This window comes from Stenotrophomonas sp. DDT-1 (genome assembly GCF_001580555.1).
GTDB classification, from domain to species: domain Bacteria; phylum Pseudomonadota; class Gammaproteobacteria; order Xanthomonadales; family Xanthomonadaceae; genus Stenotrophomonas; species Stenotrophomonas sepilia.
The window spans coordinates 136596-162784 of the sequence record NZ_LEKR01000003.1 but is presented as its reverse complement, the minus strand read 5'-3'; the positions used below and the strand labels follow the sequence as shown (position 1 = coordinate 162784).

General features: G+C 67.3%; 20 protein-coding genes. 8 read left to right on the top strand and 12 right to left on the bottom strand.

Features of this window, described 5'->3' with window-relative positions; genetic code table 11:
• Positions 1-63 precede the first annotated feature (63 nt).
• The 3 genes from AB839_RS02770 to bfr all read left to right on the top strand — a co-directional run bounded on the left by AB839_RS02770 (position 64) and on the right by bfr (position 1714).
• On the top strand, positions 64-687 hold the full coding sequence (locus tag AB839_RS02770; RefSeq protein WP_005419809.1) for an RNA pyrophosphohydrolase: 624 nt from the start codon (positions 64-66) through the stop codon (positions 685-687).
• A 204-nt stretch (positions 688-891) separates the two neighbouring features.
• Positions 892-1101, top strand: a complete 210-nt coding sequence (locus tag AB839_RS02765; protein ID WP_005411309.1) for a bacterioferritin-associated ferredoxin — start codon at positions 892-894, stop codon at positions 1099-1101.
• A 142-nt stretch (positions 1102-1243) separates the two neighbouring features.
• Positions 1244-1714 (top strand): bacterioferritin, encoded by a 471-nt coding sequence (gene bfr / locus AB839_RS02760; RefSeq protein WP_005419804.1) that lies wholly within the window; start codon positions 1244-1246, stop codon positions 1712-1714.
• 1 nt (position 1715) lies between these two features.
• Here the strand turns inward: bfr and AB839_RS02755 are convergent, their stop codons facing one another.
• Genes AB839_RS02755 through AB839_RS02745 form a run of 3 tightly spaced genes read right to left on the bottom strand, consistent with a single transcriptional unit; the run spans position 1716 to position 6503 of the window.
• Complete coding sequence (locus tag AB839_RS02755) at positions 1716-3950, bottom strand: ATP-binding protein (protein WP_061478196.1); 2235 nt, start codon at positions 3948-3950, stop codon at positions 1716-1718.
• Between the two features lies 1 nt (position 3951).
• Complete coding sequence (locus AB839_RS02750; protein WP_061478195.1) at positions 3952-5841, bottom strand: EAL domain-containing protein; 1890 nt, start codon at positions 5839-5841, stop codon at positions 3952-3954.
• 44 nt (positions 5842-5885) lie between these two features.
• Positions 5886-6503 carry a DUF4126 domain-containing protein gene (locus AB839_RS02745; protein WP_061478194.1) on the bottom strand — a complete coding sequence of 206 codons (618 nt, stop codon included), beginning with the start codon at positions 6501-6503 and terminating at the stop codon, positions 5886-5888.
• Between the two features lie 179 nt (positions 6504-6682).
• Here AB839_RS02745 and AB839_RS02740 point away from each other — a divergent pair, with 179 nt between their 5' ends.
• The 5 genes from AB839_RS02740 to ampE all read left to right on the top strand — a co-directional run bounded on the left by AB839_RS02740 (position 6683) and on the right by ampE (position 10378).
• Positions 6683-7426 (top strand): DUF6776 family protein, encoded by a 744-nt coding sequence (locus tag AB839_RS02740; protein WP_005411304.1) that lies wholly within the window; start codon positions 6683-6685, stop codon positions 7424-7426.
• 4 nt (positions 7427-7430) lie between these two features.
• The gene (locus AB839_RS02735; protein ID WP_053497672.1) at positions 7431-7895 is read left to right on the top strand and encodes a polymer-forming cytoskeletal protein; all 465 of its coding nucleotides are present in this window, start codon (positions 7431-7433) and stop codon (positions 7893-7895) included.
• Between the two features lie 31 nt (positions 7896-7926).
• Positions 7927-8319: an iron-sulfur cluster insertion protein ErpA gene (erpA, locus tag AB839_RS02730; RefSeq protein WP_005419789.1), complete on the top strand. Its 393-nt coding sequence runs from the start codon at positions 7927-7929 to the stop codon at positions 8317-8319.
• 119 nt (positions 8320-8438) lie between these two features.
• Positions 8439-9344 carry an NAD(+) diphosphatase gene (gene nudC / locus AB839_RS02725; RefSeq protein ID WP_061478193.1) on the top strand — a complete coding sequence of 302 codons (906 nt, stop codon included), beginning with the start codon at positions 8439-8441 and terminating at the stop codon, positions 9342-9344.
• Between the two features lie 146 nt (positions 9345-9490).
• A complete protein-coding gene (gene ampE, locus AB839_RS02720) occupies positions 9491-10378 on the top strand; it encodes a regulatory signaling modulator protein AmpE (RefSeq protein WP_061478192.1) in 888 nt (295 codons plus the stop codon).
• 559 nt (positions 10379-10937) lie between these two features.
• On the opposite strand, the gene AB839_RS02715 is transcribed toward ampE, so the two are convergent.
• From AB839_RS02715 to AB839_RS02675, 9 genes are all read right to left on the bottom strand, one after another.
• Entirely contained in the window at positions 10938-11363 is a 426-nt protein-coding gene (locus tag AB839_RS02715) for a DUF2752 domain-containing protein (protein WP_005419786.1), read from the bottom strand.
• 43 nt (positions 11364-11406) lie between these two features.
• Positions 11407-11685: a CD225/dispanin family protein gene (locus tag AB839_RS02710; RefSeq protein WP_005419785.1), complete on the bottom strand. Its 279-nt coding sequence runs from the start codon at positions 11683-11685 to the stop codon at positions 11407-11409.
• A gap of 34 nt (positions 11686-11719) precedes the next feature.
• Entirely contained in the window at positions 11720-12007 is a 288-nt protein-coding gene (locus tag AB839_RS02705) for a CD225/dispanin family protein (protein WP_005419784.1), read from the bottom strand.
• A gap of 229 nt (positions 12008-12236) precedes the next feature.
• Positions 12237-14126: an MFS transporter gene (locus AB839_RS02700; protein WP_061478191.1), complete on the bottom strand. Its 1890-nt coding sequence runs from the start codon at positions 14124-14126 to the stop codon at positions 12237-12239.
• A 98-nt stretch (positions 14127-14224) separates the two neighbouring features.
• A complete protein-coding gene (locus AB839_RS02695; protein ID WP_061478213.1) occupies positions 14225-15019 on the bottom strand; it encodes an SDR family oxidoreductase in 795 nt (264 codons plus the stop codon).
• A gap of 141 nt (positions 15020-15160) precedes the next feature.
• Positions 15161-17338: a YccS family putative transporter gene (yccS, locus tag AB839_RS02690; RefSeq protein ID WP_061478190.1), complete on the bottom strand. Its 2178-nt coding sequence runs from the start codon at positions 17336-17338 to the stop codon at positions 15161-15163.
• Positions 17339-17433: 95 nt separating this feature from the next.
• The gene (locus AB839_RS02685) at positions 17434-19503 is read right to left on the bottom strand and encodes a TonB-dependent receptor (RefSeq protein WP_061478189.1); all 2070 of its coding nucleotides are present in this window, start codon (positions 19501-19503) and stop codon (positions 17434-17436) included.
• Positions 19504-19789: 286 nt separating this feature from the next.
• The gene (locus tag AB839_RS02680; protein WP_061478188.1) at positions 19790-22912 is read right to left on the bottom strand and encodes an efflux RND transporter permease subunit; all 3123 of its coding nucleotides are present in this window, start codon (positions 22910-22912) and stop codon (positions 19790-19792) included.
• Between the two features lie 31 nt (positions 22913-22943).
• Positions 22944-26177 (bottom strand): efflux RND transporter permease subunit, encoded by a 3234-nt coding sequence (locus AB839_RS02675; RefSeq protein WP_061478187.1) that lies wholly within the window; start codon positions 26175-26177, stop codon positions 22944-22946.
• Positions 26178-26189 lie beyond the last annotated feature (12 nt).

Genomic DNA, 26189 nt, shown 5'->3' with positions numbered 1-26189 from the left:
CTTGTGGGCCGACAGAGGGCATGGGATAGTCCCGACCAGTAGATTTTCTTAGGAGTCCGCATCGTGATCGATCCGGACGGCTATCGACCGAACGTCGGCATCGTGCTGATGCGGCAGGACGGCCAGGTGTTCTGGGCACGACGCGTGCGCCGGGACGGCTGGCAGTTCCCGCAGGGCGGCATGAACACCGACGAGACGCCTGTCGAGGCCATGTATCGTGAACTGCAGGAAGAGACCGGCCTGCTGCCTGAGCACGTGGAAGTGCTCGGGGCGACGCCCGGCTGGCTGCGCTACAAGCTGCCGGCACGGGCCATCCGCCGCAATGAGCGGCAGGTCTGCATCGGCCAGAAGCAGGTCTGGTTCCTGCTGCGCCTGACCGGCGATGAATCGCATGTGCAGCTGGACCATACCGACTCGCCCGAGTTCGACCACTGGCGGTGGGTGGACTTCTGGTACCCGGTGGAGCACGTGGTGATGTTCAAGCGTGGCGTCTATGCGCGCGCGCTGCGACACCTGGCGCCGTTGGCGCGTGGGGTGGCCGGGCAGGGCGTCAGCGCCATGCCCAAGAGTGCCGCCGAGGCCTGGATGCCGGGCCACGCAGCCGGCCACGACAGGCCCCGGAAGCGCACGCCCAAGCGCGGCGGCTACTGGCCGCGCAAGGCCAAGGGGGAGTCCGGGGCGGTTTGAATGGGAGGCCACGCAGGCTGTGGGCCGATCCGTCACGACGCGTCCCCCGCCGGCTGTTTCCACCAGGACCTGGCTGCCCGCCGGGCCGGTCAATCCGACTCTGAACGGTATCGAGAATGGTTCAGGTCTCTGATTGACAACCATTCTCGTTTCCATTGGAATACGCAACAGGCCGCTTCTGGCCTGTCAGCCCGGTTCCCGCCTGTGTACGTCTGCATCTGCAACGGAGTCACCGACCACCAGATCCGCGAAGCCGCCAGCCATGGCGTCAGCACGGTGGCCGAACTGACCATGCGTACCGGTTGCGGTGCCACCTGCGGTTCGTGCCTGGACATGGCCGGCGACCTGCTGGCCAAGGCACGCGCGACGCACGATCTGCCGCTGCCGGTATTGGGCCTCGCCCAGGTCGCCTGATCGTTTCCTCGCGGCCTGTTGACGCCGCGCTTTCGCGTCCTTCACCTGCAACCGCGCAGGCCAATGCGCACGATTCGCGTTCCTTCACCACCGCACGCAAGGCGTTACAGTGCCTGCGTTTTCAGCGTGCAGGAGCATCCCCATGAAGGGCGACACCAAGGTCATCGAATTCCTCAACAAGGTCCTCTACAACGAGCTGACCGCGATCAACCAGTACTTCCTGCACGCCAAGATGCTGAAGAACTGGGGCATCAAGGAACTGGCCGAACATGAGTACAAGGAATCGATCGACGAGATGAAGCATGCCGACATGCTCGCCGACCGCATCCTGTTCCTTGAAGGCCTGCCGAACTTCCAGGCGCTGGGCAAGCTGCGCATCGGCGAGAACCCGACCGAGATCCTGCAGTGCGACCTGTCGCTGGAACGCGATGGCGTGGTCACCCTGCGCGAGGCCGTGGCCTATTCCGATTCGGTGGGTGACTACGTCAGCCGCCAGCTGTTCGTGAAGATCCTCGACTCGGAGGAAGAACACATCGACTGGCTGGAAACCCAGCTCGACCTGATCGAGCGCATCGGCGAGCCGAAGTACCTGCTGAGCAAGCTGGAAGAGTGAATCAGCGGTCCTGGCCGGCGCGATGCTGTGCCAGGTAGCCCGTCAGTGCAACGCGCGCCCGGGCGAATTCCGCAACCAGCAGCGCCACCGCCACTGCGGGGCGCTGCAGGCTGCCACTACGGGCTTCGTGCTCGATCCGCTGCGCGATCGCCGACAGCGACAACGCTCCCACGTTCGCGCTTGATGATTTCAGGCTGTGCGCGACGGCCTGCATGCGCGGTTCATCGCTGTTCCGCGCGGCCAGCTGCAACTGCTGCACCATCGCCGGCACATCTTCAAGAAACACCGTGACGATCTGGGTGGCAGCATCGCCGATCACCGCGTGCAGTTCATCCAGCACATCGCGGTCGAGCACCGGTTGTGGTGCTGGCGCCACCTGCTTTTCCGGATTCGGTAGAGCCGAGCCATGCTCGGCTGATGGCGTGCGACTGCAGTTGGCCGTCAGCCGGGCATGGCCCGGCTCTACAGAAGGCCGTGCAGGTGATGCCGCTTTACCGCCACCCCAGCGCTGCAGCAGCGCATGCAGCGTTGCGCGCGCGATCGGCTTGGACAGGTAATCGTCCATGCCGGCCTGCAGGCAGCGCTCGCGGTCGCCGGCCATCGCATTGGCGGTCATCGCGATGATCGGCAGTCGCGCACGCCCGGTTTCCGCTTCTTCGGCGCGCCAGCGGCGCGTGGCGGCGTAGCCGTCCAGCACCGGCATCTGGCAATCCATCAGCACGATGTCCATCCCGCCTTCGCGAAGGGCGGCCAGGGCCTGTTCGCCATCGGCGGCGTTGCGCACCTCGCACTGGAACACCCGCAGCAGCTGCTCGGCCACCATCCGGTTCACCGTATTGTCCTCCACCACCAGCACGCGCAGATGCAGCGGCGGCAGCGTGGCAGCCGGTTGCTCGTGTTCCGCGCTGGCCAGCAGCGCAGCGGGGCGGGCAGAGGCGACCGGTGCCGCCAGCAGTGCATGCAGGGCGGCGTCGTCGAAGTGGGAGGGCAGCTGGCGCTGGCGGGGGCGTTGCGCAATCGCATCCTCCTGCAGCCACAGTACCTGCAGTGCATCGTCGTCGCCGCGTTCTCCCAGTGCAAGCTGCAGCGTGGCCTCGCCATTGCGGCGTGCGCGCGCATCGACCAGCAGCCAGGCGGGTGCCGGTTTTCCGGGCCGCGCCGGAGCGCGCAGGCGCTCGACCACGCTGTCCAGTTGCGCCAGCACCTGCACCTGCAGTCCATGGTGGGCAGCGACGCGCTCGATGCGTGCCTGCAGCGTTGCATCGGCACTGAACAGCAGCAGCGGTGCCGGCGCGCGCGTCATCGCTGGCAGGTCGCCAGGAACCTTCAGCAGCGGGATCTCGAACCAGAACGTAGCACCCTGGCCGGGCGTGGACTGCACACCGATACGCCCATGCATCAGGTCGATGATGCGCTTGCAGATGGCCAGGCCCAGACCGGTGCCGCCGTAGATGCGCGTGGTGGATGCGTCGGCCTGGCTGAAAGACTGGAACAGGCGTGCCTGCAGCGTGTCGTCGATGCCGATGCCGGTATCGATGATCTCGAAGCGCAGCTGGTGCTGCGCGGCACCTTCGCCCAGGCGCAGCACACGCAGCTGCACCTGGCCGCGGGCGGTGAACTTGATCGCATTGGCCAGCAGGTTGCTCAGCACCTGGCGCAGGCGCACCGGGTCGCCGCGCACCGGCAGGCGCACCGATGGATCCAGCTGCAGGCCCAGTGCCAGGCCCTTGGCGTCGGCGGCGCGCTGCATCAGCTGCACCACGCCATCGAGCAGATCGCGGAGGTTGAAGCTGGTGATTTCCAGCTCCAGCGCCTGTGCTTCCAGCCGGGAGTAGTCGAGGATGTCGTCGACGATGCGCAGCAGCTGCTGCGAGCTGGCCGAGGCGGTGGCCAGCATCTGCCGCTGGTCCTCGCCCAGTGGCCCGCGTGCGATCAGCTCCAGCATCGGCAGGATGCCATTGAGCGGGGTGCGGATCTCGTGGCTCATCGTGGCCAGGAACTCGCCCTTGGCCAGCACGGCCGCCTCGGCGGCCTGCTTGGCCTGCAGCAGCTGTTGTTCCAGCTGGCCCTGGCGTTCAGTGGTATGGCGTAGCTGGTCCCGTTCAGCGGCCAGCGCGCCGTGCGTGCGCTGCAGCTGCGCCAGCGCACGGTCGCGCGCACGAAGCCGCAGGCCCAGCACCATCAGCGCGATGGTGGCCGCGGCGAGGGCAACCAGCAGCACGCCCCACAGCGGCACGTCAGAGCACCGCGTTGTGGAAGTCGAAGTTCAGGTCGCTGCCGGCCGACTGCACCATGTTGCCCTGGATGTAGTCGACGCCGCCGACCCACATCGCCGCCGCAGCCTGCGGATCCTCGATCTGCTGGCCGATGATCTGCAGCCCGGCGGCATGGGCCTGATCGATCGCCTTGCGCAGCTCCTCGCGCATGGCCGGATTGGCATGGCTGCTGGAAAAGCGCGCAGCCATGCGCACGAACGACAGCGGCAGCTGGTTCAGCAGGGCATCGGCCTCGCCGCTGGGTTCGAACTGGCTCAGGCAGAAGCGCACCCCGACACTGGCCATGCGCTGGCAGAACTGCTGCAGCGGCACGGTGTGGATCAGTGCGTCCGGCAGGCGCACGTCGATCACCAATGCACTGCCCGGCAGGTCACGCTGCTGCAGTGATTCCAGCAGCCAGTCGGCGAAGGCGTCGCGCTGCAGGGTGCGCAGCGACTGCGAGACGAACAGGTTCATTGGCTGCGTCGCGTGGCGGTACAGGTCCAGCAGCCCCAGCGCGTGGTCCATCACCTGCTGGTCGAGATCGGCGATGCGGCCCGCGGCTTCCGCGGCCGGGATCACCTGCCCGGCCGCCAGCACGGTGCCGTCGGCCTGGCGAAGGCGCAACAGCAACTGGTACTGCGCGGTGTTGCCGCCGGCAACAGCGACGATCGGCTGATAGGCCAGTTCCAGCTGTCCTTCCAGCAGCGCCAGGTGTTCCTGTTCGGTGACTGCCTGGCGGTGCACATGGCCGGCCACGCCGGCGCTGAGCAGGCGCGCCTGCAGGGTGGTGCGCTCGACGGCTTCCAACGCACTGCTGGCATCGTCGAAGCCCGGTGACAGCGGTGCATAGCCGACTACGCCGCGCAGGTGCACGGATTCGTCGTCGCGGATCACGAAGGCACGTGCCGACAGCTGCTCGCGCAGGCTGGCAGCGATGCTGTCAAGGGCGTCCTCGTCGGCGCTGCGGGCCAGCAGCAGGAAACTGTTGTCGTTCAGGCGTGCCAGCAGGTGCGGATGGCCGGCTTCGGCCAGGCGCTGCCCGGCCTGCACCATCAGCCGTTCAAACGCGGCATAGCCATAGCGTTCGCGCAGGCCCAGCGCGCTGGCCACTTCGATGAAGAACACGCCGCCCTGATCGCGGTGGGCGAGTGCGGTGTTGAGCTGCTGCAGCACGTGGTGGCGCGTCGGCAGGCCGGTTTCCGGATTGCTGGTGGCCGGTGCACCGGTGGCGCCGGGGAGGGTGGCGGCCTGGGCTCGTGCGCGGCGGATGCGGTTGGCCACCGCTGCGATCAGGTGGCGGGGCCGGATCGGCTTGCTCAGGTAGTCGTCCGCGCCGCTGTCGAGGACTTCGAACTGGCGCTCCGGATCCGGATCACCGCTGAGGAACACGATCGGAAGCAGCTGCAGGCCGGGCTGCTGGCGGATCAGCGCGGTCAGGCGCATGCCGTCCAGGCCGGGCAGATGAAGATCCATCAGGATCAGGTCGGGGCGGTGCTCCTTGATGGCCTGCAGCGCGGCATCGGCATCGTTGTGGACGATCGCCTGCATGCCGGCGCCGTGCAGCACGCTCTGCGCGAACAGGGCCTGCGCGCGATCGTCTTCAACGATCAGCACGCGGTAGGGCGAGTCCGATGGCGACGGGGCCAGATCGTTGTTGCCGGCGTCGGCCAGTGCGACCGGGCCGGGCAGCGGCGGCGGCGCGCTGTTGGCCGGCGTGGACGCATCGGCCGCGACAGGAGATGGGGTCGCCGCCATCGGTGGGTCCACGGCCGGAGGTGCCGTCTCGGGGGCCCAGCGTTGCCAATGGTCAGCCGGAGGGGTTTCAGCGCGTCCCGGGCGGGCGCCCGCGGGGGATTCGTTTGCGGCCATCGGTGCTCCTGGTGTTCGCGTCCATTATGCGACAAGCCCGGCGCTCAGCCGGTACCGGTGTGCCCTGGCGGTGCTGCCGATGCACCGCGCGCCAGCCAGCGCACGCCCTTCCACAGGGCGCGCCAGACCAGCCACACCAGCAGCGCACCGGCCAGGCTGCAGGCCAGCACCACGATCAGCGCGATCCACGGGTGTGCCAGGGCGAGGGCCAGGCCACCGATCACGACGGTGTCTTCGGCCGCAGAGGCGACCCAGTTGCTGGCCGGTTCCGGCGAGGTGTTGAGCAGGGCGCGGGTACCGGCCTTCAGGCCATGGCTGGCCAGGGCGACGCCGGCACCGGCGGCGAGCGCACCGGTGCCCAGCTGGCCATCCGGCGACAGCGTGGCCGCCGCAAGGAATGCGCCGGCGGGTACGCGCGCGAGCGTCTGCACCAGGTCCCACACCGAATCCACGCCAGGGATCTTGTCGGCGAAGAACTCGGCCACCGCCAGCGTCGCCGAGGTGCCCAGCACCCACCAGGATTCGGTGGCCTGCAGGGCGGGGGGCAGGTCGACCCAGCCAAGCAGCCCGGCCAGGCCGACACCGAACACGGTGAGGTAGACGCGGATACCGGCCAGCCAGGCCAGCAGGATGCCGATCACGAACAGGTGGGCTTCGGTCATGGCGGTGCTCCGGCGACGGAACTGTGCAGGGGGCCACACTATCGACGATGGCGTGCCTGAACGCCACAGACCGTGGCCGGCCACTGCGCAGGAAACCCACCCGTCCTGTCATACACTAGCCCGTCGTTTGCCACAGGGGCCGTACCGGTGTCGCCCTTGCGATACCCCGGAAACCACCCATGACCAACCGTCCTCCCATGCGCGTGCAGGTCCGCCTGCCCGGCGCGCCGCAACCGCCTGCCGACCGTCGCCGCCTGCTGGTGATCGGCGGCATCTGGCTGCTCAGCCTGGTGCTGGCGGTGCTTGGCGGCTGCTGGATGGCCACCCCGCGCGATGCCCAGGGCCAGCGCCTGCAGGCCGCCGAGAAGCGTGCCGAGACGCTGCAGGCACAGCTGACCGAGCTGCGCCAGAAGCAGGCCACGCTGGAAGCCTCCGACCGCATCAGCCGTGCCGCCAATACCGAGGTGCAGTCCTCGCTGGCCGAGCGCGATGAGGAAATCGCCGGGCTGCGCGCCGATGTTGCCTTCTATGAGCGGCTGGTCGGCTCGACCAGCCAGCGCAAGGGCCTGAACACCCATTCGATCGAGTTCAGCCCGGAAGCGGCCGGCACCTGGCAGTACACCGCCGTGCTGACCCAGAACCTCAACCGCGGGGCCATCAGCCAGGGGCAGATGCGCTTCACCGTGGAAGGCGTGAAGAACGGCAAGTTGGCCACGATCAGCTGGGATGATCTGCACCAGCGCAGCAAGGTGCCGGGACAGGACTACTCGTTCCGGTACTTCCAGCAGCTCACCGGCAGCGTGATGCTGCCGGCTGACTTCACCCCGCAACGCGTGCGGGTGACATTGGGGAGTGGTACGGGGGGTACCACCCAGGTATTCGACTGGAAACAGGCCGGTGCGCCGGCCAGCAAAGGGGAGTAGGCAGATGTTCGGAAGCAGCAAATCCAACCGTGAAGGCCAGCTGGTGGTGGATGCCCTGATCGGCAACCAGGTGGTGATCCGCGGTGATGTGGAATTCAGTGGTGGCCTGTATGTGGAAGGCCGCATCCACGGCAAGGTGATCGCCGCCGAAGGCGCCAGTGGTGCGACCCTGACGGTTGCCGAGCACGGCGTGATCGAAGGTGAGATCCGGGCCCAGGTGGTGGTCATCAGTGGCCGCCTGGACGGCGATGTACACGCTACCGAGAAGGTCGAGTTGACCCCGAGCGCACGGGTCAATGGCAACGTCCATTACCAGGTGGTGGAGATGAACGCGGGCGCGCAGCTGAACGGCCGCCTGATCCATGCCAGCGCCCCGATGGCAGCCTTGCCGGCGCCGGAAGGCGAAGACGCCCATGATGGCAAGGGCGATACCGCCGCGCGTCGCAAGCTGGCCGAGGCGATGGCTTGAAAGCCGTCGTCGGCACCCCCATGCTGGCAGCATGAGCACGCTAGTCTCCCTGCCCGGCGCCACCCCGGTTGCCGCGCCCGATTACCAATCGCTGGAGCGCCCGCTGAACTTCACCGAGTCGGCGGCCGCCAAGGTCAAATCCCTGATCCAGGAAGAGGGCAACCCCGACCTGGCCCTGCGTGTGTACATCGAGGGAGGCGGCTGTTCGGGCTTCCAGTACGGGTTCGAGTTCGACGAGAACCGTGCCGAGGATGACCTGGCGGTACAGACCAGCGGTGTGACCCTGCTGGTCGACCCGCTGAGCCTGCAGTACCTGATGGGCGCGGAGGTGGATTACACCGAGAGCCTGACGGGTGCCCAGTTCGTGATCCGCAACCCGAACGCAAAGACCACCTGCGGCTGCGGCAGCAGTTTCAGCATGTAAGCAGGGCGCGGGGCCTGTGTCCCGCGCGACAAGGTGTGTGGAGCAAGCTCCACACCCACAGGCGGTTTCCGCAAAGCCTGCGGCTTGCCACCTGCATCGATTGGCGGCACGCTTGGCGGATGCCCAATACTCCTTCGCCGCTTTCCGGTTTTGCCTTCGTTGGCGAACCGTTGGAGCGCGCCGATGCCCTGCGCGAAGATGCCGATGCACTGGCGCGCCTGTGGCCGGGCGCGCGCATCCTCGTCCTCGATCACGATGGCAGCGCCTTCACCGGCGATGACGACCAGCCGCTGGCGCTGACCGGCGCCGACGTCGGCGGTGGCCCGGGCGCCGCAGTTTTCCTGGGGCTTCGCGGTGATCAGGCATGGTTCTCGGTCGAAGCCACCAATGTCACCGTGAGCGCGCCACGCCGACTGGATCTGCGCCAGGCTGCGTTGTTGTGGCCGATGGCCGATGCCACCGCTTTCAGCTATGCCCGTGGCATGTCCTACTGGCACTCGCGCACCCGCTTCTGCGGCGTATGCGGCGGCGCGGTGGCGTTTGCCCGTGGCGGCTTCGTCGGCCGTTGCGCGCAGTGTTCCACCGAACACTATCCGCGCGTCGATCCGGCGGTGATCGTCGCCGTGGAAAACCAGGGCCGGCTGCTGCTGGGCCGACAGTCGAACTGGGCCCCGCGCCGTTACTCGGTGCTGGCCGGCTTCGTCGAACCTGGCGAGACCTTCGAGCAGACCGTGGTGCGCGAAGTCCATGAGGAGAGCAAGGTGCGGGTGACCGCCTGCCAGTACCTCGGTTCGCAGCCGTGGCCGTTCCCCGGCGCGCTGATGGTCGGCTTCCGTGCACAGGCGCATGACGACCTGCCGACCGTGGATGGCGAGCTGGAAGACGCGCGCTGGTTCAGTGCCGACGAGGTCGGCGCCGCGTTGGCGCGCGATGTGGAGGACGACGGCCAGGGCATCCGCCTGTCGCCACCGATCTCGATTTCGCGGAGCCTGATCGAACACTGGTACCGCCAGCAGCGAGGCTGAGCCGGCGTTTCGGCCGGGCCGATCGTGGCAGCTGTATTGCCGCCACCTGAACACGGCCCGGGTTACAGTCCGGTTCACCCGCGAGGGCACCGCTGCGACAGGTAAGGTAGCGGCGCCGAGCGTTCTGTTTCGTAGGGAGACCTGCCATGTTCACCACTCTGGCCGCCGTGCTGGTGGCGCTGGCCCTGGGCCACGTTGCCCCGGCCGCTGCCGCCTCGATGCGCCGTTTCGACGGCTTCCGGCGCTGGCTGGGCTGGCTGGATGCGCGTGGTGGCAAGGCCTGGCAGGGACCGGCTGGAGTGGCGCTGGCGCTGCTGCCGCCGCTGCTGCTGATGGGGCTGCTGGCGTGGCTGCTGCGCGGAGTGCTGTTCGGCCTGCCGTCGCTGCTGCTGGGGGTGGGCGTGCTCGCCTGGTGCTGGGGGCCACGCGACCTGGATCGGGATATCGAAGCGATCATCGACGCGGATGATGCGGCGACACGACAGGCGGCCGTGCGCAACCTGCAGGCCGCCGGTGGCAGCCTGCGCGAAGACGTGCCGTCGCTGGTCGAAGCGACCTTGCTCAATGCGCTGCGTCGCTGGTTCGCGGTGCTGTTCTGGTTCCTGCTGCTGGGCCCGGCCGGTGCGTTGGGCTACCGCTTGCTGGCGCTGATGGCGGAAAGCCCGATGCGTGCACGCGTGCCGGTGGAGCCGCTGGCGCTGGCCCAGCGCCTGCTGGGCTGGATCGAGTGGCCGGTAGCGCAGCTGATGGCGTTCTCGATGGCGCTGGTCGGCAACTTCGATACGGCGTGGAAGGCCTGGCGCCAGGCCCATGGCGAACGCCTGGTCGGCACCATCGGGTTTCTGGGCGCGGTGGCGCGGGCCAGCGTCAACGCCGAGCTGCGCGAGGACGCGCACGATTACACCGAGGCGGGGCTGTTGCCGGTGTGGCAGCGGCTGCCGGACCTGCGTGATGCGATGAGCCTGGTGTGGCGGATGCTGCTGCTGTGGCTGGCGATCCTCGCGTTGCTGGTGATTGCAGGCTGGGTGACGTAGGTGTTCTGGCAGGGCTTGCAGCCCTGCACCTGCAGAGGCCAACGCCAAAGCCAAAGCGGCTCTGGGTTGCTGAGGGTTGGGCGGGGCGGTGTGGGGCTGCAGGACACGCCGTAAACCCCTCCCTGGGGGCTCGATGGCGCCATCCATGGCGCCAACGGTCCTGCAGCCCCACACCGCCCCACCCCCGACAGTTTCCCGATGACGGATGTTCTGTAGAGCCGAGCCATGCTCGGCTCCGAGCGAGCGCAGCGAAGCGATCCGCTTTCGCTTTTGATCTTCTTTTTCTTTTCCGTGGTGGACGCACACGGAAACTGTCAGAGGCCGGGCGGGTGGGCTGCGCAGGGGCGTGAGCCGCATGGATGCGGCGACCGAGCTTACATGGGTGAGGGCGCTTTGCTTGCGAAGCACTGCTTCGCGAGCGACCGAACGCACAGCCGCCAGCGGCTGGGCTGGGCCCCGGCGGGGTACTTGCAGCGGCCCCTGCGCGGCCCACCCGCCCGGCCAGATCCCGTATCAATGCACTCGCCCACCACGAGGGGCTGCGCCGTTGGCTGGAAACCTAGACCGGTGCCAGCGCGGTAAACGGTGCCCATGGCAGGTTACGCAGCAGCGCATACCCGGGCAGTACCCAGAGCCAGAACGTGGGATTGGCCAGCACCCGCATCAGCGGGTCCAGCAGGCGCGGACGGATGCCGGCGACGTTCAGCAGCATCAGCAGCAGGAAGGGCAGGCTGATGACCAGCAGCGGGTTCATCGCCATCGCGCCGGGCAGGTCGAAATGGACCAGCGAATACAGGCAGCGGGTGCTGCCACAGCCCGGGCAGTACAGGCCGGTCAGCGCGTACAGCGGGCAGCTCGGCAAGGGATTGCCGGCGACATACGGATTGACGTTGCGCAGCACCAGCGCGGCACCGGCGGCCAGGCCGGTGGCGGCCAGCAGCGGTGCCCAGCGGGCCAGTCGGGATCGGGTGGGCAGTGCGGACATGCAGCAACGGATCCGGCGCAGGCGCCGGATCCGTCCACGCGGATCAGTAGCCGCTGTTGCTCATCGCACCCATGCCGCCGAGAGCGACGATCAGGATGCCGTACAGCACGCCGACCACGACGGCGGCAATGGCCGACCAGATGGCCCACTTCTTGGCCTTGGCCGAGGATTCCTGGGCACCGGCGATGTCGCCAGCGGCCAGCTTGCCGTTGACCTGGGCGGCGTAGACGATCGACACGATGCCGGCCGGCAGGCAGCAGAACAGGGTGCTCAGGATGGCCCAGACCAGATTGTTCGGGACCTGCGGAGTGGCGGTATTCATGGGTTCAAGCTCCTTGATGGGTGGTGGTGGTGAATCATTGGTCGGAAAGAGCGCCCAGTACGGCCAAGCCGCCGAACAGCCCGAACCACAACAGCAACAGGACCGGCAGGGCCACGGCCGAAGCCACCGCCCACCAGCCCGCCTTGCGCGACGCGCTGTAGGCCCCCGGCAGGTCGCCGGCCGCGCGGCGGCCATCGACCTGGGAGGCATAGACGATCGACACCACGCCCAACGGCAGGCAGCAGAACAGCGTCGTCAGGATCGCCCAGACCAGATGGTTGGGGATGTAGACCGGACGGCTGAGCGGTGGCGGTTGATTCAAAGCAAGACTCCATTCCTTGGTGGCCGGCCTTGGTGCATTGGCCGAACCTCCCCCCTGTGGGTGCGTAATCTACCTCAACCTGCGCTGCATGTATGCGTTTACAGTCAGATGGTGGCGTGTATGGCCCTTGACTGGGCGCTATTTGACGGGCCTCTGTCATGAGACAGAGGCCGTCATTCCGGGGATTGGGGCTATCGCCTGGAAGCGCTACCGACGGCCGCCGGGCCGATCAGGCGTGATCGCCACGCAGGGCCCGCACCTGCGCCTCCAGCACCGGGGCGCGGGTGGCGTGGCCATCGACGGCCGGTGCCGCCACGACCTCGACGGTAGCGCGGAAACGGCGCGGCACCCGCATGCGGCCGAGGCGGCTGTCGCGGCGACTCCACATGCTCGACCACATGCCGCGCAGGGCCATCGGCACCACCGGCACCGGCCGCCGCTCGAGGATCTTCTCGACGCCGGACTTGAACGGCGCCATCTCCCCGTCGCGGGTCAGCGCACCCTCGGGGAAGATGCAGACCAGTTCGCCTTCGGCCAGCGCAGCGTCGATCTCGTCGAACGCGCGCTGCATCAGTGCCGGGTCTTCGCGCGCACCGGCGATCGGGATTGCCTTGGCGGTCCGGAAGATCCAGCGCATTACCGGGATGTTGAAGATCCTGTAGTACATGACGAAGCGCACCGGGCGCGGAATCGTCGCCGACAGGATCAGCGCGTCCATGTAGCTGACGTGGTTGCAGACCAGCAGTGCGGCGCCTTCGTCGGGCACGTTGGCCTCGATGCCGTGCGGGCGCAGCCGGTACAGGGTGCGCACCATCAGCCAGCTGAGGAAGCGCATCAGGAATTCGGGGACGATGGTGAAGATGTAGATCGCCACCAGCGCGTTGGCGATGGCCAGCGCCAGGAACTGCTGCGGAATGGTCCAGTGCAGCAGCGTGTGCGCGGCCAGCGACAGCAACGCCGCAGCGACGATGAAGCCCGAGTTCTGGATGTTCAGTGCGGCGAACACGCGCGACATCTGCGCCTTCGGCGTGCGGCTCTGGATCAGTGCGAACAGCGGCACCACGAAGATGCCGGTGAACAGGCCGATGCCGATCAGGTCGATGACGATGCGGATGCTGCCGGGCTGCTGCAGGAACGGCGCGATGGTCAGCCCGTGCACCGTCGCTTCGCCGCTGCGGGCGAAGTACAGGTCGAGCAGGAACGCGGTCATGCCGAACGCGCCCAGCGGTACCAGGCCGATTTCCACCGTACGGGCTGACAGCTTCTCGCACAGCAGCGAGCCGACGCCGGTGCCCACCGAGAACAGGGCCAGCGCGAAGATGTACAGGGTCGGCTCGCCGCCCAGGTTGGTCACTGCGTAGGCCGGTAGCTGCGAGGTCAGCACGGTGCCAACGAACCAGAACCAGGACACGCCCAGGATCGAGTTGCGCACGGCCTTCTGCTGGCGCGCCATGCGCAGTACCGCCAGCGATTCCGGCAACGGGTTCCAGTTGATCTTCAGGGTCGGGTCGCCTGCATCGACCCTGGGAATCAGGCGCGCGGCGATGTTGCCGCAGATCGCCAGGGCGATGATCGCGCACGCAGCCACCACCGTGCCGTGGCTCCCGGCCACGGTGAACACCAGGCCGCCGACGATCATGCCGGAGAGGATCGACATCGAGGTCCCCATCTCGACCAGGCCGTTGCCGCCGGTCAGCTCCTCGGGCCTGAGCACCGACGGCAGCACCGAATACTTCACCGGGCCGAACAGGGTCGATTGCATGCCGGTGCAGAACAGGGCGACCAGCAACACCGGCAGGCTCTGGGTGAGGAAGCCGGCGGCGGCCAGCGACATGATCACGATCTCCATGGTGGTGGTGATGACGATCAGCCGCGATTTTTCCAGTTTGTCGGCGATCTGCCCGGCCAGTGCCGAGAACAGGAAGTACGGCAGGATGAAGATGGCCGGTGCCAACGTGGCGTACAGCCCGAGTTCCTCCTCTGGCACGGCCATGAACAGCAACATGCTGATGATCGCTTGCCGGTACACGTTGTCGTTGAACGCACCGAGCGCCTGTACCACGAAGAACGGCAGGAAACGGCGCTGGCGGAGCAGGGCAAACTGGTTGTGACCGGACATGGAACCTCCTTGACCGGCGCAGCCTAGCATTCCTGCCCATCCGCTGTGGGTGCGGACCTGTGGGTGCGGACCGTTGGTCCGCACACCTGCCGTCGGACTCAGACGATATCGTCGACCACGCCGCCATCCACGCGCAGTGCCGCACCGGACGTGGCCGAAGCCTGCGGCGACGCCAGGTACACCACCATGTTGGCCACTTCCTCGACCGTGGCAGTGCGCTGGATCACCGAGGACGGCCGGTGTGCCATCACGAACTCGCGGCCGATCTGCTCCAGTGGCTTGCCGCTGCGTCGGCGTTCATCCTCGAACATCGCCGCGAAGCCGTCGGACAGGGTCGGGCCAGGCAGCACCGCGTTGACGGTGACGCCGCTGCCGGCCACGCGCTTGGCCAGGCCGCGCGACAGTGACAGCTGCGCGGTCTTGCTGACCCCGTAATGGATCATGTCGGCCGGGATGTTGCGCGCCGATTCGGACGAAATGAACAGCACGCGGCCCCAGCCGGCATCGACCATCGCTGGCAGCAGCGCACGCGACAGGCGTACGCCGGACATCACGTTGGTCTGCCAGTAGCGCTCCCAGGTGGCGTCATCGGTCTGGAAGAAATCCTCTGGGCCGAAGATGCCGGCGTTGTTGACCAGGATGTCGATCTTCGGCAGCCCGGCCAGCAGCGTATCGACACCGGCCGCATCGGAGAGGTCGGCGGCGACACCCAATACGTCGGCTCCCGGCACGGCCGCGAGCAGATGCTGGCGGGCGCGCTCGACGCTGCTGGTGCTGCGGCCATTGACAATGACCCGCGCACCAGCGCTGGCCAGGCCTTGGGCGATGGCCAGGCCGATGCCGGCGGTGGAGGCGGTGACCAGCGCGGTGCGACCGCTGAGTTCGATTTTCATGGTGATGATCCAGAGCGGGCGATTGCCCAGTATCCGCCTGGCGCCGTGATCGAACTGCATCGCCAGGTGCAACGCGCCGTTGCACGCGGCGCAGCAGATCCACGCCATGCGTGGATGGGATGCCCGATCAGCGATGAGGGATCAGGTCAGGTTGGTCACCGCCTCATTGGCCGCTGCCCGCACCTTTGGCAGCATGCGCAGTACCAGCGCCATCTGGGTACGGATCAACTGCAGTTTCGGCGGCATCGCCTCGTCGATCTGCTCCAGCTCGGCAGCCGCCGCGCGGTCGGCGTCGTTGTCATCGTCCGCGACGGGTTGCCGCGCGGTCAGCGCCGTCGCCAGCTGCTGAAGTGCCTTGCGCACGCGATCGCCCGCGGCCAGCGCCAGTGGATCGCCTGCGTAGCTGTCCACCTGGTCGCGGTGCGCACCCAGCGCCGACAGATGCCCCAGCAGCGTGTTGGACAGCGCCAGGAAGCGGAAGCCGGCATCCAGGTTGCGGCGCACGTGGCCGGGTTCGCGCAGCATGTTCGACAGTGCGGTGGACAGCGCGGCGTCGGCGTTGTGCATGTCGCGGCGGGCGATGCGGTAGGCCAGGTCGTCGCGCATGCCGCTGCGGTACTGGCCCAGCACCGAATCCAGGTAGCGAGCGGCGGTATCCAGCACGCGTGCCAGGACGAGATGCAGCTGGCGGCCCTGCCAGTCGGGCAGGATCAGGAACGCGGCGGCGGCGGCGATCGCGCAGCCCAGCAGCGTATCGACCATGCGCGGCACGATCAGCACGAAGCCATCGCCGATCAGGTTGAAGCAGGTCAGCGCCATCACGGTGATCGCGGCTGATGCCACCAGGTAGCGGTCGGTGCGGGTGAAGAAGAACAACAGTGCCGACAGCAGTGCGATCAGCAGCTGTACGTGCAGCTGCGGGAACAGCTGCAGCAGTGCCCAGGTCAGCACCAGTCCGGCGACGGTGCCGACGATGCGCTGTGCCAGGCGCTGGCGGGTGGCGCCGAAGTTGGGCCGGCACACGAACACGATGGTCAGCAGTACCCATGAACCGTTCTGCGCATTGAACAGCCGGATCGCTGCAAAGCCGGCGATCAGCGCCAGTGCCATGCGCAGGCCATGGCGGAACAGCACCGAGCCGGGCGTGAGCTGCTGGCGGATGCGCACGCCCATCTCGCGCAGGGTATGCGGGTTGCTGTCGCGCAGGCGAGTGTCGACGTTGTCCAGGCTGGCTTCGGAACGTTCGGCATCCAGCAGGCGGCGCTCGATGCTGCGCAGGTTGTGAACCAGCAGGTCCAGCGAACCGAGCAGGCGCTGCCACTGCGGGCGCTGCTGGTCACGCAGGTAGGCGAGCGCGTCGGCCAGGTCGCGCCCGGCCTGCTGGTTGCTTTCGCCGTATACGAACGGACGACGCAGCCGGATCGCCTCGCCCAGGCGGGCACAGGCCTGGCCCTGCAGGTCGAGCAGGCGCTGGCAGCGGTAAAGCACATCGCTGTGGAAGAAGGCGTCCACCAGCGCGCCATACGGGTAGTGCGAGGAACTGGCGCGCTCGTGGAAATCCTGTGCCATGTAATACAGGCGCAGGTACAGGCCGGAGTTCACGCCCGGCCGCCCGGAACGGCCGAAGCGGGCCAGGATCGCGGTCTTGGCCTCGTTCAACGCACCGACCACGCGCCGGTTCTGTTCGGCCAGGTCGAGCTGGCGACGTTGCAGGTCGGCTTCGCGCACCGGCTCGAACAGCGCAGCCTTCAGCTGCAGGTAGCGGCCCAGCTCAACGTACAGCCGCGCCACGCGTTCGCGCACCGGCCGGTTGGCGAACAGCGCAGTCCACAGGATCGACAGCAGCCCGTACCAGGCTGCACCGGCCAGCAGATGGCTGACCGCGTCCAGCGCGCTGTGGAGGTCGCTGGCGCCATGCTGCTCCAAGCCGATCATCGTGTAGATCGCCAGCGTCACCGTGGCCTGGGCAATGGATGCGTAGCGCTCACCGAGCGCGCCAAGCAGTGTCAGGCCGAAGGTGGACAGTGCCAGCGCACCGATGAAGATCCACGGCCACGGGAACAGCCAGATCACCGAGGCCGCCGCAATGCAGAAGCACAACAGTGACAACACCACGGCCTTGATCCGGCCCCACCAGTTGTCGTCCGTTTCCGCGATGGCGCTTGCGATGATGCCGAGGAACACGCCGGGCAGGGCGGTCAGCGCCTCGAACTGCCAGCACACGGCCACGGCCGCGGTCAGCGCGATGAACACGCGCAGGCCGTAGCTGGCCTTTTCGTGGGCCCACAGGCGGCTGAGGCGGGATTGGCGGGCGGACATGCAGGCTCGGTGGAAGGGTCTTCCACCATTATTGCGGGCTGCGCGTGAAATATGGAGTGCGGACCAACGATCCGCACCCACGGTGGTGCCGGGCCTTACATGTCGAACCGCACGCTCACAGCGAACGTGCGTGGCAGGCCTGTGCCGGCGTTGGACCAGTACTTCCGGTTGGCCAGGTTCTCGACACTGGCGCGCACGGTCACCGGATGACCGGAGGCGAGCAGGCGGTAACCGATGCCTGCATTGACCAGCGTGTAGTCGGGCAGCTTCAGGGTGTTGTCGGCGTCGTACCAGACATCGCCGTAATAGCGCACCGCGGCGTAGGACTCCAGCCCATCCACCCACGGCAGCTGGTAGGTGGCGTGCACGACCCCACTCCAGCGCGCTGCACCGGCGGTACGGTTGCCTTCCTGTGCGACGCTGGCCGGGGACAGCCTGTCGTAGGTCGGGTCAAGCCAGGTGACGCCTCCGCCAACCGTGAGGACATCGCTGAGGTGCAGGTCGGCACTGGCTTCGATGCCTTCGTACAGCGTGATGCCGTCCTGCACCAGGCGCTTGCCGGCCGGTGTGAGTTCATCGATATTTGCGCCACGCTCCAGCCGGAACGCCGCCACGTTCGCATTCCAGCGCGCGGCCTCGGCCTTCGCGCCGATCTCGTACTGCTTGCTGAGGGTCGGGTCGAGCACATCACCGGCGTTGACGTAGTTGTTGCCTACGCGGCTGCCCGCTTCCAGCGATTCGATGTAGCTGGCGTAGAGGATGACCGCCTCGCTGGGCTTGAACATCACGGCATAGGTCGGTGTGACCGGATAGGTGTGGTAGCGGCCCTTGGTCTCGTAATCGTTGTAGCGCCAGCCCGCCAGCACCGACCAGCCGCTGCCGAGATCGACGGTATCGCTTGCGAACACGGCCTGCTGCACGGTCTCGTCGCCGCGGGTCATCACCCGTGAACCGACGGCGTCATGGCGGATGGCATGGCGCTGGTACAGGTTGGCGCGGCCGATCAGGCTCCATTCGTAGGGACGGTCCCAGCCCAGCCCGGTCTGGTGACTGATGCCTGCCACCACCTGATGCTGCAGCGGACCGGTGTGGAAGCTGCCCTGCAGCATCGCCTGCGCCAGCTTCCACTCGCTCTTGCCACCCAGTTCATAGACGTTGACGTCATAGTCGCCATTGGGCGAATCGATGTAGGCGAAGATCTTGTTGACGTCATTCCACGAGGTGGTGACGCCATAACTCAGGCTGGTTTTCCAGTCGCTGTTGATCTGCCAGTCCAAGCGGGTCGACAACAGGCTGGAACGAGTGTCGTAGTAGGTGCCGGGGACACTGTTGCCGGCATTCCCGGCGATCGGTCGTGGCAATGAGGTCAGTCCGCGGGAGTAGTACTGCGGCGATTCCTCGCGCAGGTCGCGTGACTGGAACACGCCGTCGAAGGTCCAGATCAGTGCGTCGCTCAGGCGCGCGTCCAGCGACAGTGCGCCCACCTTGCGATCGACGTGGCCACCGTTGAAGGTTTCGCCCTTTTCCCGGTAGGCGTTGAAACGATAACCGAACATCTGCTCGTTGCCGAAGCGGCCGCCGACGTCGATCCCGCCGCTGACGATGCCCTGCTCGCGCCAGCCCAGCTGGGCGGAGAAGGTGGGCGTGTCGGTCGGCTTCTTGGTGATGTAGTTGACGATGCCACCGGGGGCACCGAAACCGTACAGGAATCCGCCCGGGCCTTTCAGCAGATCGACCTGTTCCATCACTTCCAGCGGCCACTCGGTACCCCACGAGGAGACCTGCAGGCCATTGACCCGATAGCTGTCGAAGTTCAGGTCGATGCCACGGTTGCGGATCGGCGAACTCCAGCCACTGGCATAGGCGCTGACCTGGGTGGTGACCGAAGGGTCGAGCAGGAACGCTTCGCCCAGCGAGACCACTTGGCGCTGCTCGATCTGCTCGCGGCCCACGGCGGTGATCGCAAACGGGGTATCACGCAGCACGCGATCACCAAGGGCGCCGGTATCGGCGTGGGTGCGTTCGGCGGTGACCTTCACCGCATCCAGATCGGTGGCACTGCGGTTCCGATGGGTGCGCTCGGGTACGGACTGGGCATGCGCGGCACAGGCCAGTGACAGGGAAACGGCAAGCAGGGCCGGGCGGCAGAGTGGGTGCAGGAGCATGGTTCAGTCATCCTCGGCGAACGGCCACGCGCCATCCGCCCGCATGGGGGGAAAGGTTGATGGCTGGGATCACGCAGGCTTGCCGGAGAGGGCAGCGGGGCGCCGCGAAGGGGCGCAGGACCATGGCTGGAGGGGAATTGTTCTCTTTTCGTTACAGCACGTCAAACCCGGAGGCGTGCGGACCAACGGTCCGCACCCACCCTCCGTGCCCGTGGTAGTGCCGGCCGCTGGCCGGCAGATTCGCAGCACCTAGAAGTAGATCCACGCCATGCGTGGATGGGCTCTGCTACGCCCGCTGCGCGCGCTTGAGCAGCTTCGCTTCGCGCCTGCGCGCGCGACGGGTGCGCCAGCGCTCGGCCAGGCAGGAGAAGATCACGTACAGCGCCGGCGTGCTGAGCAGGGTCAGGCTCTGCGAGAACAGCAGGCCGCCGATCATCGCGATGCCCAGCGGGCGGCGCAGCTCGGACCCTTCACCCAGGCCGATGGCCAGCGGCACTGCGGCCAGGATCGCGACCATCGTAGTCATCATGATCGGGCGGAAGCGCACGATGCTGGCCTCGCGTGCGGCATCGCGCGGCGCCAGCCCATGCTCGCGCTGCGCCACCAGTGCGAAGTCGATCATCATGATCGCGTTCTTCTTGACGATGCCGATCAGCAGCACCAGCGCGATCATCGAGATCACCGACAGCTCGGTGTTGGTGCCGAACAGGGCCAACAGCGCACCGACACCGGCCGCCGGCAGCGTGGACAGGATGGTGACCGGGTGGATCAGGCTCTCGTAGAGCATGCCCAGTACCAGGTACACGGTCAGGATCGCGGCGAACACCAGGATCAGCATGTCGCTGGGATCGGAGTTGAAGCCGAAGCCCGCATCGTCGGCCAGGCGGATGTCGCCGGGCATGCGCATGCCGGCCACGGTCGCGTCGATGATCGCCTTGGCCTCGCCCATGCTCACGTTGGGAGCCAGGTTGTAGCTGAGGTCCATCGTCGTGTACTGGTTCTCGTGGGTGATCTGCGATGGGGCCAGGCCAGGCATCTGCGTGGCCACCGCGGTGATCGGCACCATGTCGCCGTTGCGCGCACGCACGTACACCTCATCCAGCGCCGCCGGGGTGGCGGTCTGCGAGGGCAGGGCATTGACCACCACGCTGTACTGGTTGATGTCCGAATAGATGGTGGAGATCTGGCGCTGGCCGAACGCACCGTACAGCGCGCCGTCGATGGCGCCCACCGTGATGCCCAGGCGCGCGGCCTTTGCGCGGTCGATCTGGATGTTCTGGCGCAGGCCGGCATTGTCCACGTCGGTCCCGACGTCGCGCAGCTTCGGGTTCTTCTTCAGTTCCGCCTGCAGCTTGGGCAGCCATTCCTGCAGTCCGGCCAGGTCGTTGCCCTGCAGCGAGATGCGGTACTGCGCGCCCTGGCTGGAACCGCCGCCATCGTTGCTGGGCAGGTCCTGGATCGCGCGCAGGCGCAGCTGCAGGTCGGGATAGCGATCGGCCTTGGCACTGAGGCGCGCCAACGCATGCGCGGTGGTTTCGCGGCGGCCGTCGCTGCGTGATTTCAGCTCGATGTTGAACTGTGCACTGGAGCCCTGGCGGCCGCTGCCCAGGCGTACACCCACCGTCTTCACCGCCGGGTCGGCCATCAGCATGTCGGTGATGCGGCGCTGGCGCGCGACCATGTCCTCGAACGACACGGTGGCACTGGAGTTGGCGCGGCCCCAGATCAGGCCGGTGTCCTGCGGCGGGAACGCGCCCTTCTTCACCGCGCCGAACAGGAAGATGGTGACGCCGATCAGGATCAGCGGCGTCAGCGACAGCAGCAGCGCGTGGCGCAGCGAGAAGTCGAGGAACACGGTGTAGATGCGCAGCATGCGCTCGTGGCCGGCGTCCAGCCAGCGGCCAAAGCGCGACGGTGGCGCGCTGTGGTCGTGCGCACTGAGGAAGCGGCTGCACAATGCCGGGGTCAGCGTCAGCGAGACGATCATCGAGACCACGATGGCCGCCACCAGGGTGACGGTGAACTCGCGGAAGAACGCGCCCATCATGCCGCTGGCGAACAGCAGCGGGATGAACACCGCCACCAGCGAGGCGGTGATCGAGACGATGGTGAAGCCGATTTCGCGCGCACCGGTCAACGCCGCCTGCATGCGCGGCATGCCTTCGTCGAGGTGGCGCATGATGTTCTCGATCACCACGATCGCATCGTCGACCACGAAGCCGATCGCGATCACCAGCGCCAGCAGGCTCAGGTTGTTCAGGGTGAAGCCCATCACGTACATCACCAGCGCGGCGCCGGCCAGCGACAGCGGCACGGTCACCGCCGCGATCAGGGTGGGTGCCAGCCGGCGCAGGAACAGCGCCATGGTCAGCACCACCATCGCCAGGCTGATCAGCAGGGTGACCTGCACTTCATGCAGCGACGAACGGATGGTCGGCGTACGGTCGAAGTACGGCGTCATCGTGGTGCCCGGCTGCAGGTAGTCGCGCAGGGTGGGGATCTGCGCCTTGACCCGGTCCACGGTCTCCACGATGTTGGCGCCGGCGCGGGTGAACACGTACATCACCACCGCCGGCTTGTGGTCGAACCACGCCGCCTGGTAGGCATCCTGTTGGCCGTCGTAGACGTTGGCGATATCCTTCAGCCGGATCACCCGGCCGTCGCCCTGGGTCTTGACCACCAGGTCGGCGAAGTCGGCGGCGCGCGCCACCGAGTCGTTGGCGATGATCGCCGTGGTGGTGTTGCCATCGCTGAGGAAGCCGGTGGGCGAGGTCACGTTGGCCGCGCGCACTGCGTTGCGCAGGTCATCGGCGGTCAGGCCCAACGCGTTCATCAGGCGCAGGTTGACATCCACGCGCACCGCCGGCGTCGACGCGCCAGCGATGTCGACCGAGGCGACGCCGCTGATCTGGCGGATGCGCTGCGCCAGCAGCGAGTCGGCCACGTTGTAGAGCTCGTCGGCCGACTGCGTCTGCGAGGTCAGCGCGATGGCGATCACCGGGTCGTCGTTCGGATTCGCCTTCTGGTACATCGGCGAGCCCATGCCCGAGGGCAGGTCGGCCTGGGCCGAGTTGATCGCCGTTTGTACATCCAGTGCCGCCGAATCGATGTTGTGGCCGCTCTGGAAGATCATGAACACCAGCGAGCTGCCTTCCGAGCTCGACGAGCGCATGCGATCGATGCCCGGCAGCTGGCCGAGATGGCGTTCCAGCGGCGCGGTGACGGTCGAGGCCATGGTCGCCGCGTCGGCGCCGGACTGGCTGGCATGCACGAAGATTACCGGGATCTCGATGTTCGGCAGCGCCGATACGCCCAGGCGCAGGTAGCAGATCAGGCCGACCATGAACAAGCCGATGGCCAGCAGTGCGGTGCCGATCGGGCGGCGGATGAAGGGACCGGACAGGTTCATCGCGCGGCCCCCCACGGCAGTGGGGCGTGGATCATGCCTGCGGCTCCTGCAGCGAACCATCGCGCAGCGCACGCTGTTCGCGGCGGCGCGCCAGCCACTCGGAGAAGCGCTCCATGTACAGGTAGATCACCGGCGTGGTGTACAGGGTCACCAACTGCGACAGCAGCAGGCCGCCAACGATGGCGATACCCAGCGGGCGGCGCAGCTCCGAACCGATGCCGGTGCCCAGCGCCAGCGGCAGTGCGCCGAGCATGGCCGCAGCGGTGGTCATCATGATCGGGCGGAAGCGCAGCAGGCAGGCGCGGCGGATCGCTTCATGCGCGTTGGCACCGGCGCGGCGCGCCTCGATCGCGAAGTCGACCATCATGATGCCGTTCTTCTTGACGATGCCGATCAGCAGCACGATGCCGACGATGCCATCCACCGACAGGCTCAGCCCGCACAGCATCAGCGCCAGCAGCGCGCCGACGCCGGCCGGCGGCAGCGTGGAGATGATCGTGATCGGGTGGATGTAGCTCTCGTAGAGCACGCCCAGCACGATGTAGATCACCACCAGCGAGGCCAGCAGCAGCCACACCACGTCGGTCTGGCTGCCGGTGAACTCAGCCGCCTTGCCGATGAACTCGGCATGCAGGTGGGTGGGCATGTCCAGGCTGTCCTTGGTCTCCTGGATCGCTCGCACCGCTTCGGACAGCGAATAGCCCGGCGCCACGTTGAACGACACGGTCACCGCCGGCAGCTGCTGCTGGTGGCTGACCACCAGCGGGGCGCTGCTGACCTTGCCTTCGGCCAGCGCCGACAGCGGGATGATGTTGCCGGCGCCGACGGTGATGCCGGTGTTCTGCGCGCCGATGCCGGTGGCGGTGGACGAGTTGGAGGAGGTGACCTGGCCGAAGCTGGTGGCATTGGTGCCGGTCAATGCGCCGGCGCCGTTGGAGGCGACCGCCAGCTGTTCCATCAGCGCGGTGCTGGTGCGGAACTCCGGTGCCACTTCCAGCACCACGCGATACTGGTTGAGCTCGGTGAAGATGGTCGAGATCTGGCGCTGGCCGAACGCATCGTAGAGCGTGTCGTCGATGGTCTGCATCGGCACGCCCAGCACGCTGGCCTTGTCGCGGTCGATGTTCAGTTCCAGGGCGCGGCCCTGGTTGGACAGGTTGTTGTCGACGTCGGCCAGTTCCGGGCGCTTGCGCAGCGCTTCGGTCAGGCGCGTGGCCTGGGTCGCCACCGTCGCCGAATCCACGTCCGACAGCGAGTACTGGTACTCGGTGGCGGCCACGCGGGTATCCAGGGTCACGTCCTGCACCGGTTTCAGGTACAGCGCCACGCCCGGAATGCCGGCCACCGCCTTCTGCAGGCGCGGCAGGATCTCATCCAGGCCATCGCGCTCGCCGCGTTCCTTCAGCACGATCGACAGCTGGCCCTGGTTGAGCGTGGGATTCATGCTGCCCGCGCCAATGAAGGCCGACACGCCGGTCACATCCGGGTCCTGGCGCAGCGCTTCGGCCACCTGCCGGGTGCGCTGCTCCATCTGCGGGAAGGCGATGTTCTGGTCGGCCTGCACCACGCCGGTGATCAGGCCGGTGTCCTGTTCGGGCAGCAGGCCCTTGGGGATCAGCACGTACAGCAGCACGGTCAGCACCAGCGCGCCACCGGCCACGGCCAGGGTCAGGCGCTGGTGGCCCAGCACCCAGTCCAGGCTGTGCTCGTAGAGGCCGACGGTGCGCGTCCACAGGTTCTGCTTGCCGGCCGCTGCCGCGCGCTCATGCGCGTCCTCGCCCTCGGGCAGGGCGTCGGGCTTGAGCAGGTAGGCGCACATCATCGGGGTCAGCGTCAGCGAGATCAGCATCGACAGCACCACGGCGATGCTCAGCACCCACGCGAACTCGTGGAACAGGCGGCCGGTGACGCCGGGCATCAGCAGCAGCGGCAGGAACACCGCCACCAGCGAGACGGTCAGCGACAACACGGTGAAGCCGATCTGGCGTGCGCCGATCTCGGCCGCTTCCTTGCCGCTCTTGCCCTGCTCGATGTAGCGCACGATGTTCTCGATCATCACGATCGCGTCGTCGACCACGAAGCCGGTGGCCACCACCAGCGCCATCAGCGACAGGTTGTCCAGCGACATGCCGGCGAAGGCCATCACCGCGAAGGTACCGGCCAGCGAGAGCGGTACTGCCACCGACGGGATGATCGTGGCCCACAGGCGGCGCAGGAACACGAAGATCACCGCCACCACCAGGCCGATGGTGAGGATCAGGGTGAACTGCACCTCATGCACCGAGGCGCGGATGGTCTCGGTGCGATCGTTGAAGATTTCCAGGTGCACGTCGGCCGGCAGCACGCCCTGCAGCTGCGGCAGGATCGCGCGGATGCGCTCGACGGTCTGCACGATGTTGGCACCGGGCTGGCGGCGCACTTCCAGCAGCACCGCCGGCTTGCCATCGGCCCAGGCGGCCAACTGGTCGTTCTCCACGCCATCGATCACCTCGGCCACGTCCGACAGCCGCACCGGGCGGCCGTTCTTGTAGCTGATGATGGTGTCGCGGTACTCGGCGGCGCTGGCCAGCTGGTCGTTGGTGCCGATGCTGTAGGACTGGGTCTTGCCGTTCAACGAACCCTTCGGCGCGTTGACGTTGGCCTGGGTCAGCGCGCTGCGCAGCTGTTCCAGGGTCAGCCCCATGTTCGACAGCTGCGCCGGATTGACCTGGATGCGCACGGCCGGACGCACGTTGCCGGCAATCGAGACCAGGCCCACGCCCTGCACCTGCGACAGGCGCTGGGCCAGGATCGAGTCGGCGTAGTTGTTGACGTCGCGCAGCGGGCGCGTGTCAGAGGTCAGCTTCAGGGTGACGATGGCCGCGTCGGCCGGATTCACCCGGTTGTAGACCGGCTGGTAGGGCAGCGATGAGGGCAGGGTGGCCTGGCGGATCGCCGCCTGCACGTCCTGCGCGGCGATGTCGATGTCGCGGTCCATCGAGAACTGCAGGATGATCGTCGACAACCCGGCCGACGAGTCCGACGTCATCAGTTCCAGCCCGGAGATCTGCCCGAACTGGCGCTCCAGCGGGGTGGTGACCAGCGAGGCCATGGTGGTGGCGTTGGCGCCGGGGTACTGGGTGGTGACCACCAGGCTGGGCGCATCGATTTCCGGCAGCGCCGACACCGGCAGCTTGCGGTAACCGAGGATGCCCAGCAGCAACAGGCCCGCCATCAACAGCGAGGTAGCGATCGGGCGGCGGATGAAGATCGTCGAAAAGCCCACGGACTGATCCTT

Bases quoted from the DNA above. Each gene is read 5' to 3' on its own strand.
- bfr (WP_005419804.1), top strand. From the start codon at position 1,244: ATGAAGGGCGACACCAAGGTCATCGAATTCCTCAACAAGGTCCTCTAC.
- AB839_RS02750 (WP_061478195.1), bottom strand. From the start codon at position 5,841: ATGGCCGCAAACGAATCCCCCGCGGGCGCCCGCCCGGGACGCGCTGAA.
- AB839_RS02745 (WP_061478194.1), bottom strand. From the start codon at position 6,503: ATGACCGAAGCCCACCTGTTCGTGATCGGCATCCTGCTGGCCTGGCTG.
- AB839_RS02740 (WP_005411304.1), top strand. From the start codon at position 6,683: ATGACCAACCGTCCTCCCATGCGCGTGCAGGTCCGCCTGCCCGGCGCG.
- AB839_RS02735 (WP_053497672.1), top strand. From the start codon at position 7,431: ATGTTCGGAAGCAGCAAATCCAACCGTGAAGGCCAGCTGGTGGTGGAT.
- erpA (WP_005419789.1), top strand. From the start codon at position 7,927: ATGAGCACGCTAGTCTCCCTGCCCGGCGCCACCCCGGTTGCCGCGCCC.
- nudC (WP_061478193.1), top strand. From the start codon at position 8,439: ATGCCCAATACTCCTTCGCCGCTTTCCGGTTTTGCCTTCGTTGGCGAA.
- ampE (WP_061478192.1), top strand. From the start codon at position 9,491: ATGTTCACCACTCTGGCCGCCGTGCTGGTGGCGCTGGCCCTGGGCCAC.
- AB839_RS02715 (WP_005419786.1), bottom strand. From the start codon at position 11,363: ATGTCCGCACTGCCCACCCGATCCCGACTGGCCCGCTGGGCACCGCTG.
- AB839_RS02710 (WP_005419785.1), bottom strand. From the start codon at position 11,685: ATGAATACCGCCACTCCGCAGGTCCCGAACAATCTGGTCTGGGCCATC.
- AB839_RS02700 (WP_061478191.1), bottom strand. From the start codon at position 14,126: ATGTCCGGTCACAACCAGTTTGCCCTGCTCCGCCAGCGCCGTTTCCTG.
- AB839_RS02695 (WP_061478213.1), bottom strand. From the start codon at position 15,019: ATGAAAATCGAACTCAGCGGTCGCACCGCGCTGGTCACCGCCTCCACC.
- yccS (WP_061478190.1), bottom strand. From the start codon at position 17,338: ATGTCCGCCCGCCAATCCCGCCTCAGCCGCCTGTGGGCCCACGAAAAG.
- AB839_RS02685 (WP_061478189.1), bottom strand. From the start codon at position 19,503: ATGCTCCTGCACCCACTCTGCCGCCCGGCCCTGCTTGCCGTTTCCCTG.
- AB839_RS02680 (WP_061478188.1), bottom strand. From the start codon at position 22,912: ATGAACCTGTCCGGTCCCTTCATCCGCCGCCCGATCGGCACCGCACTG.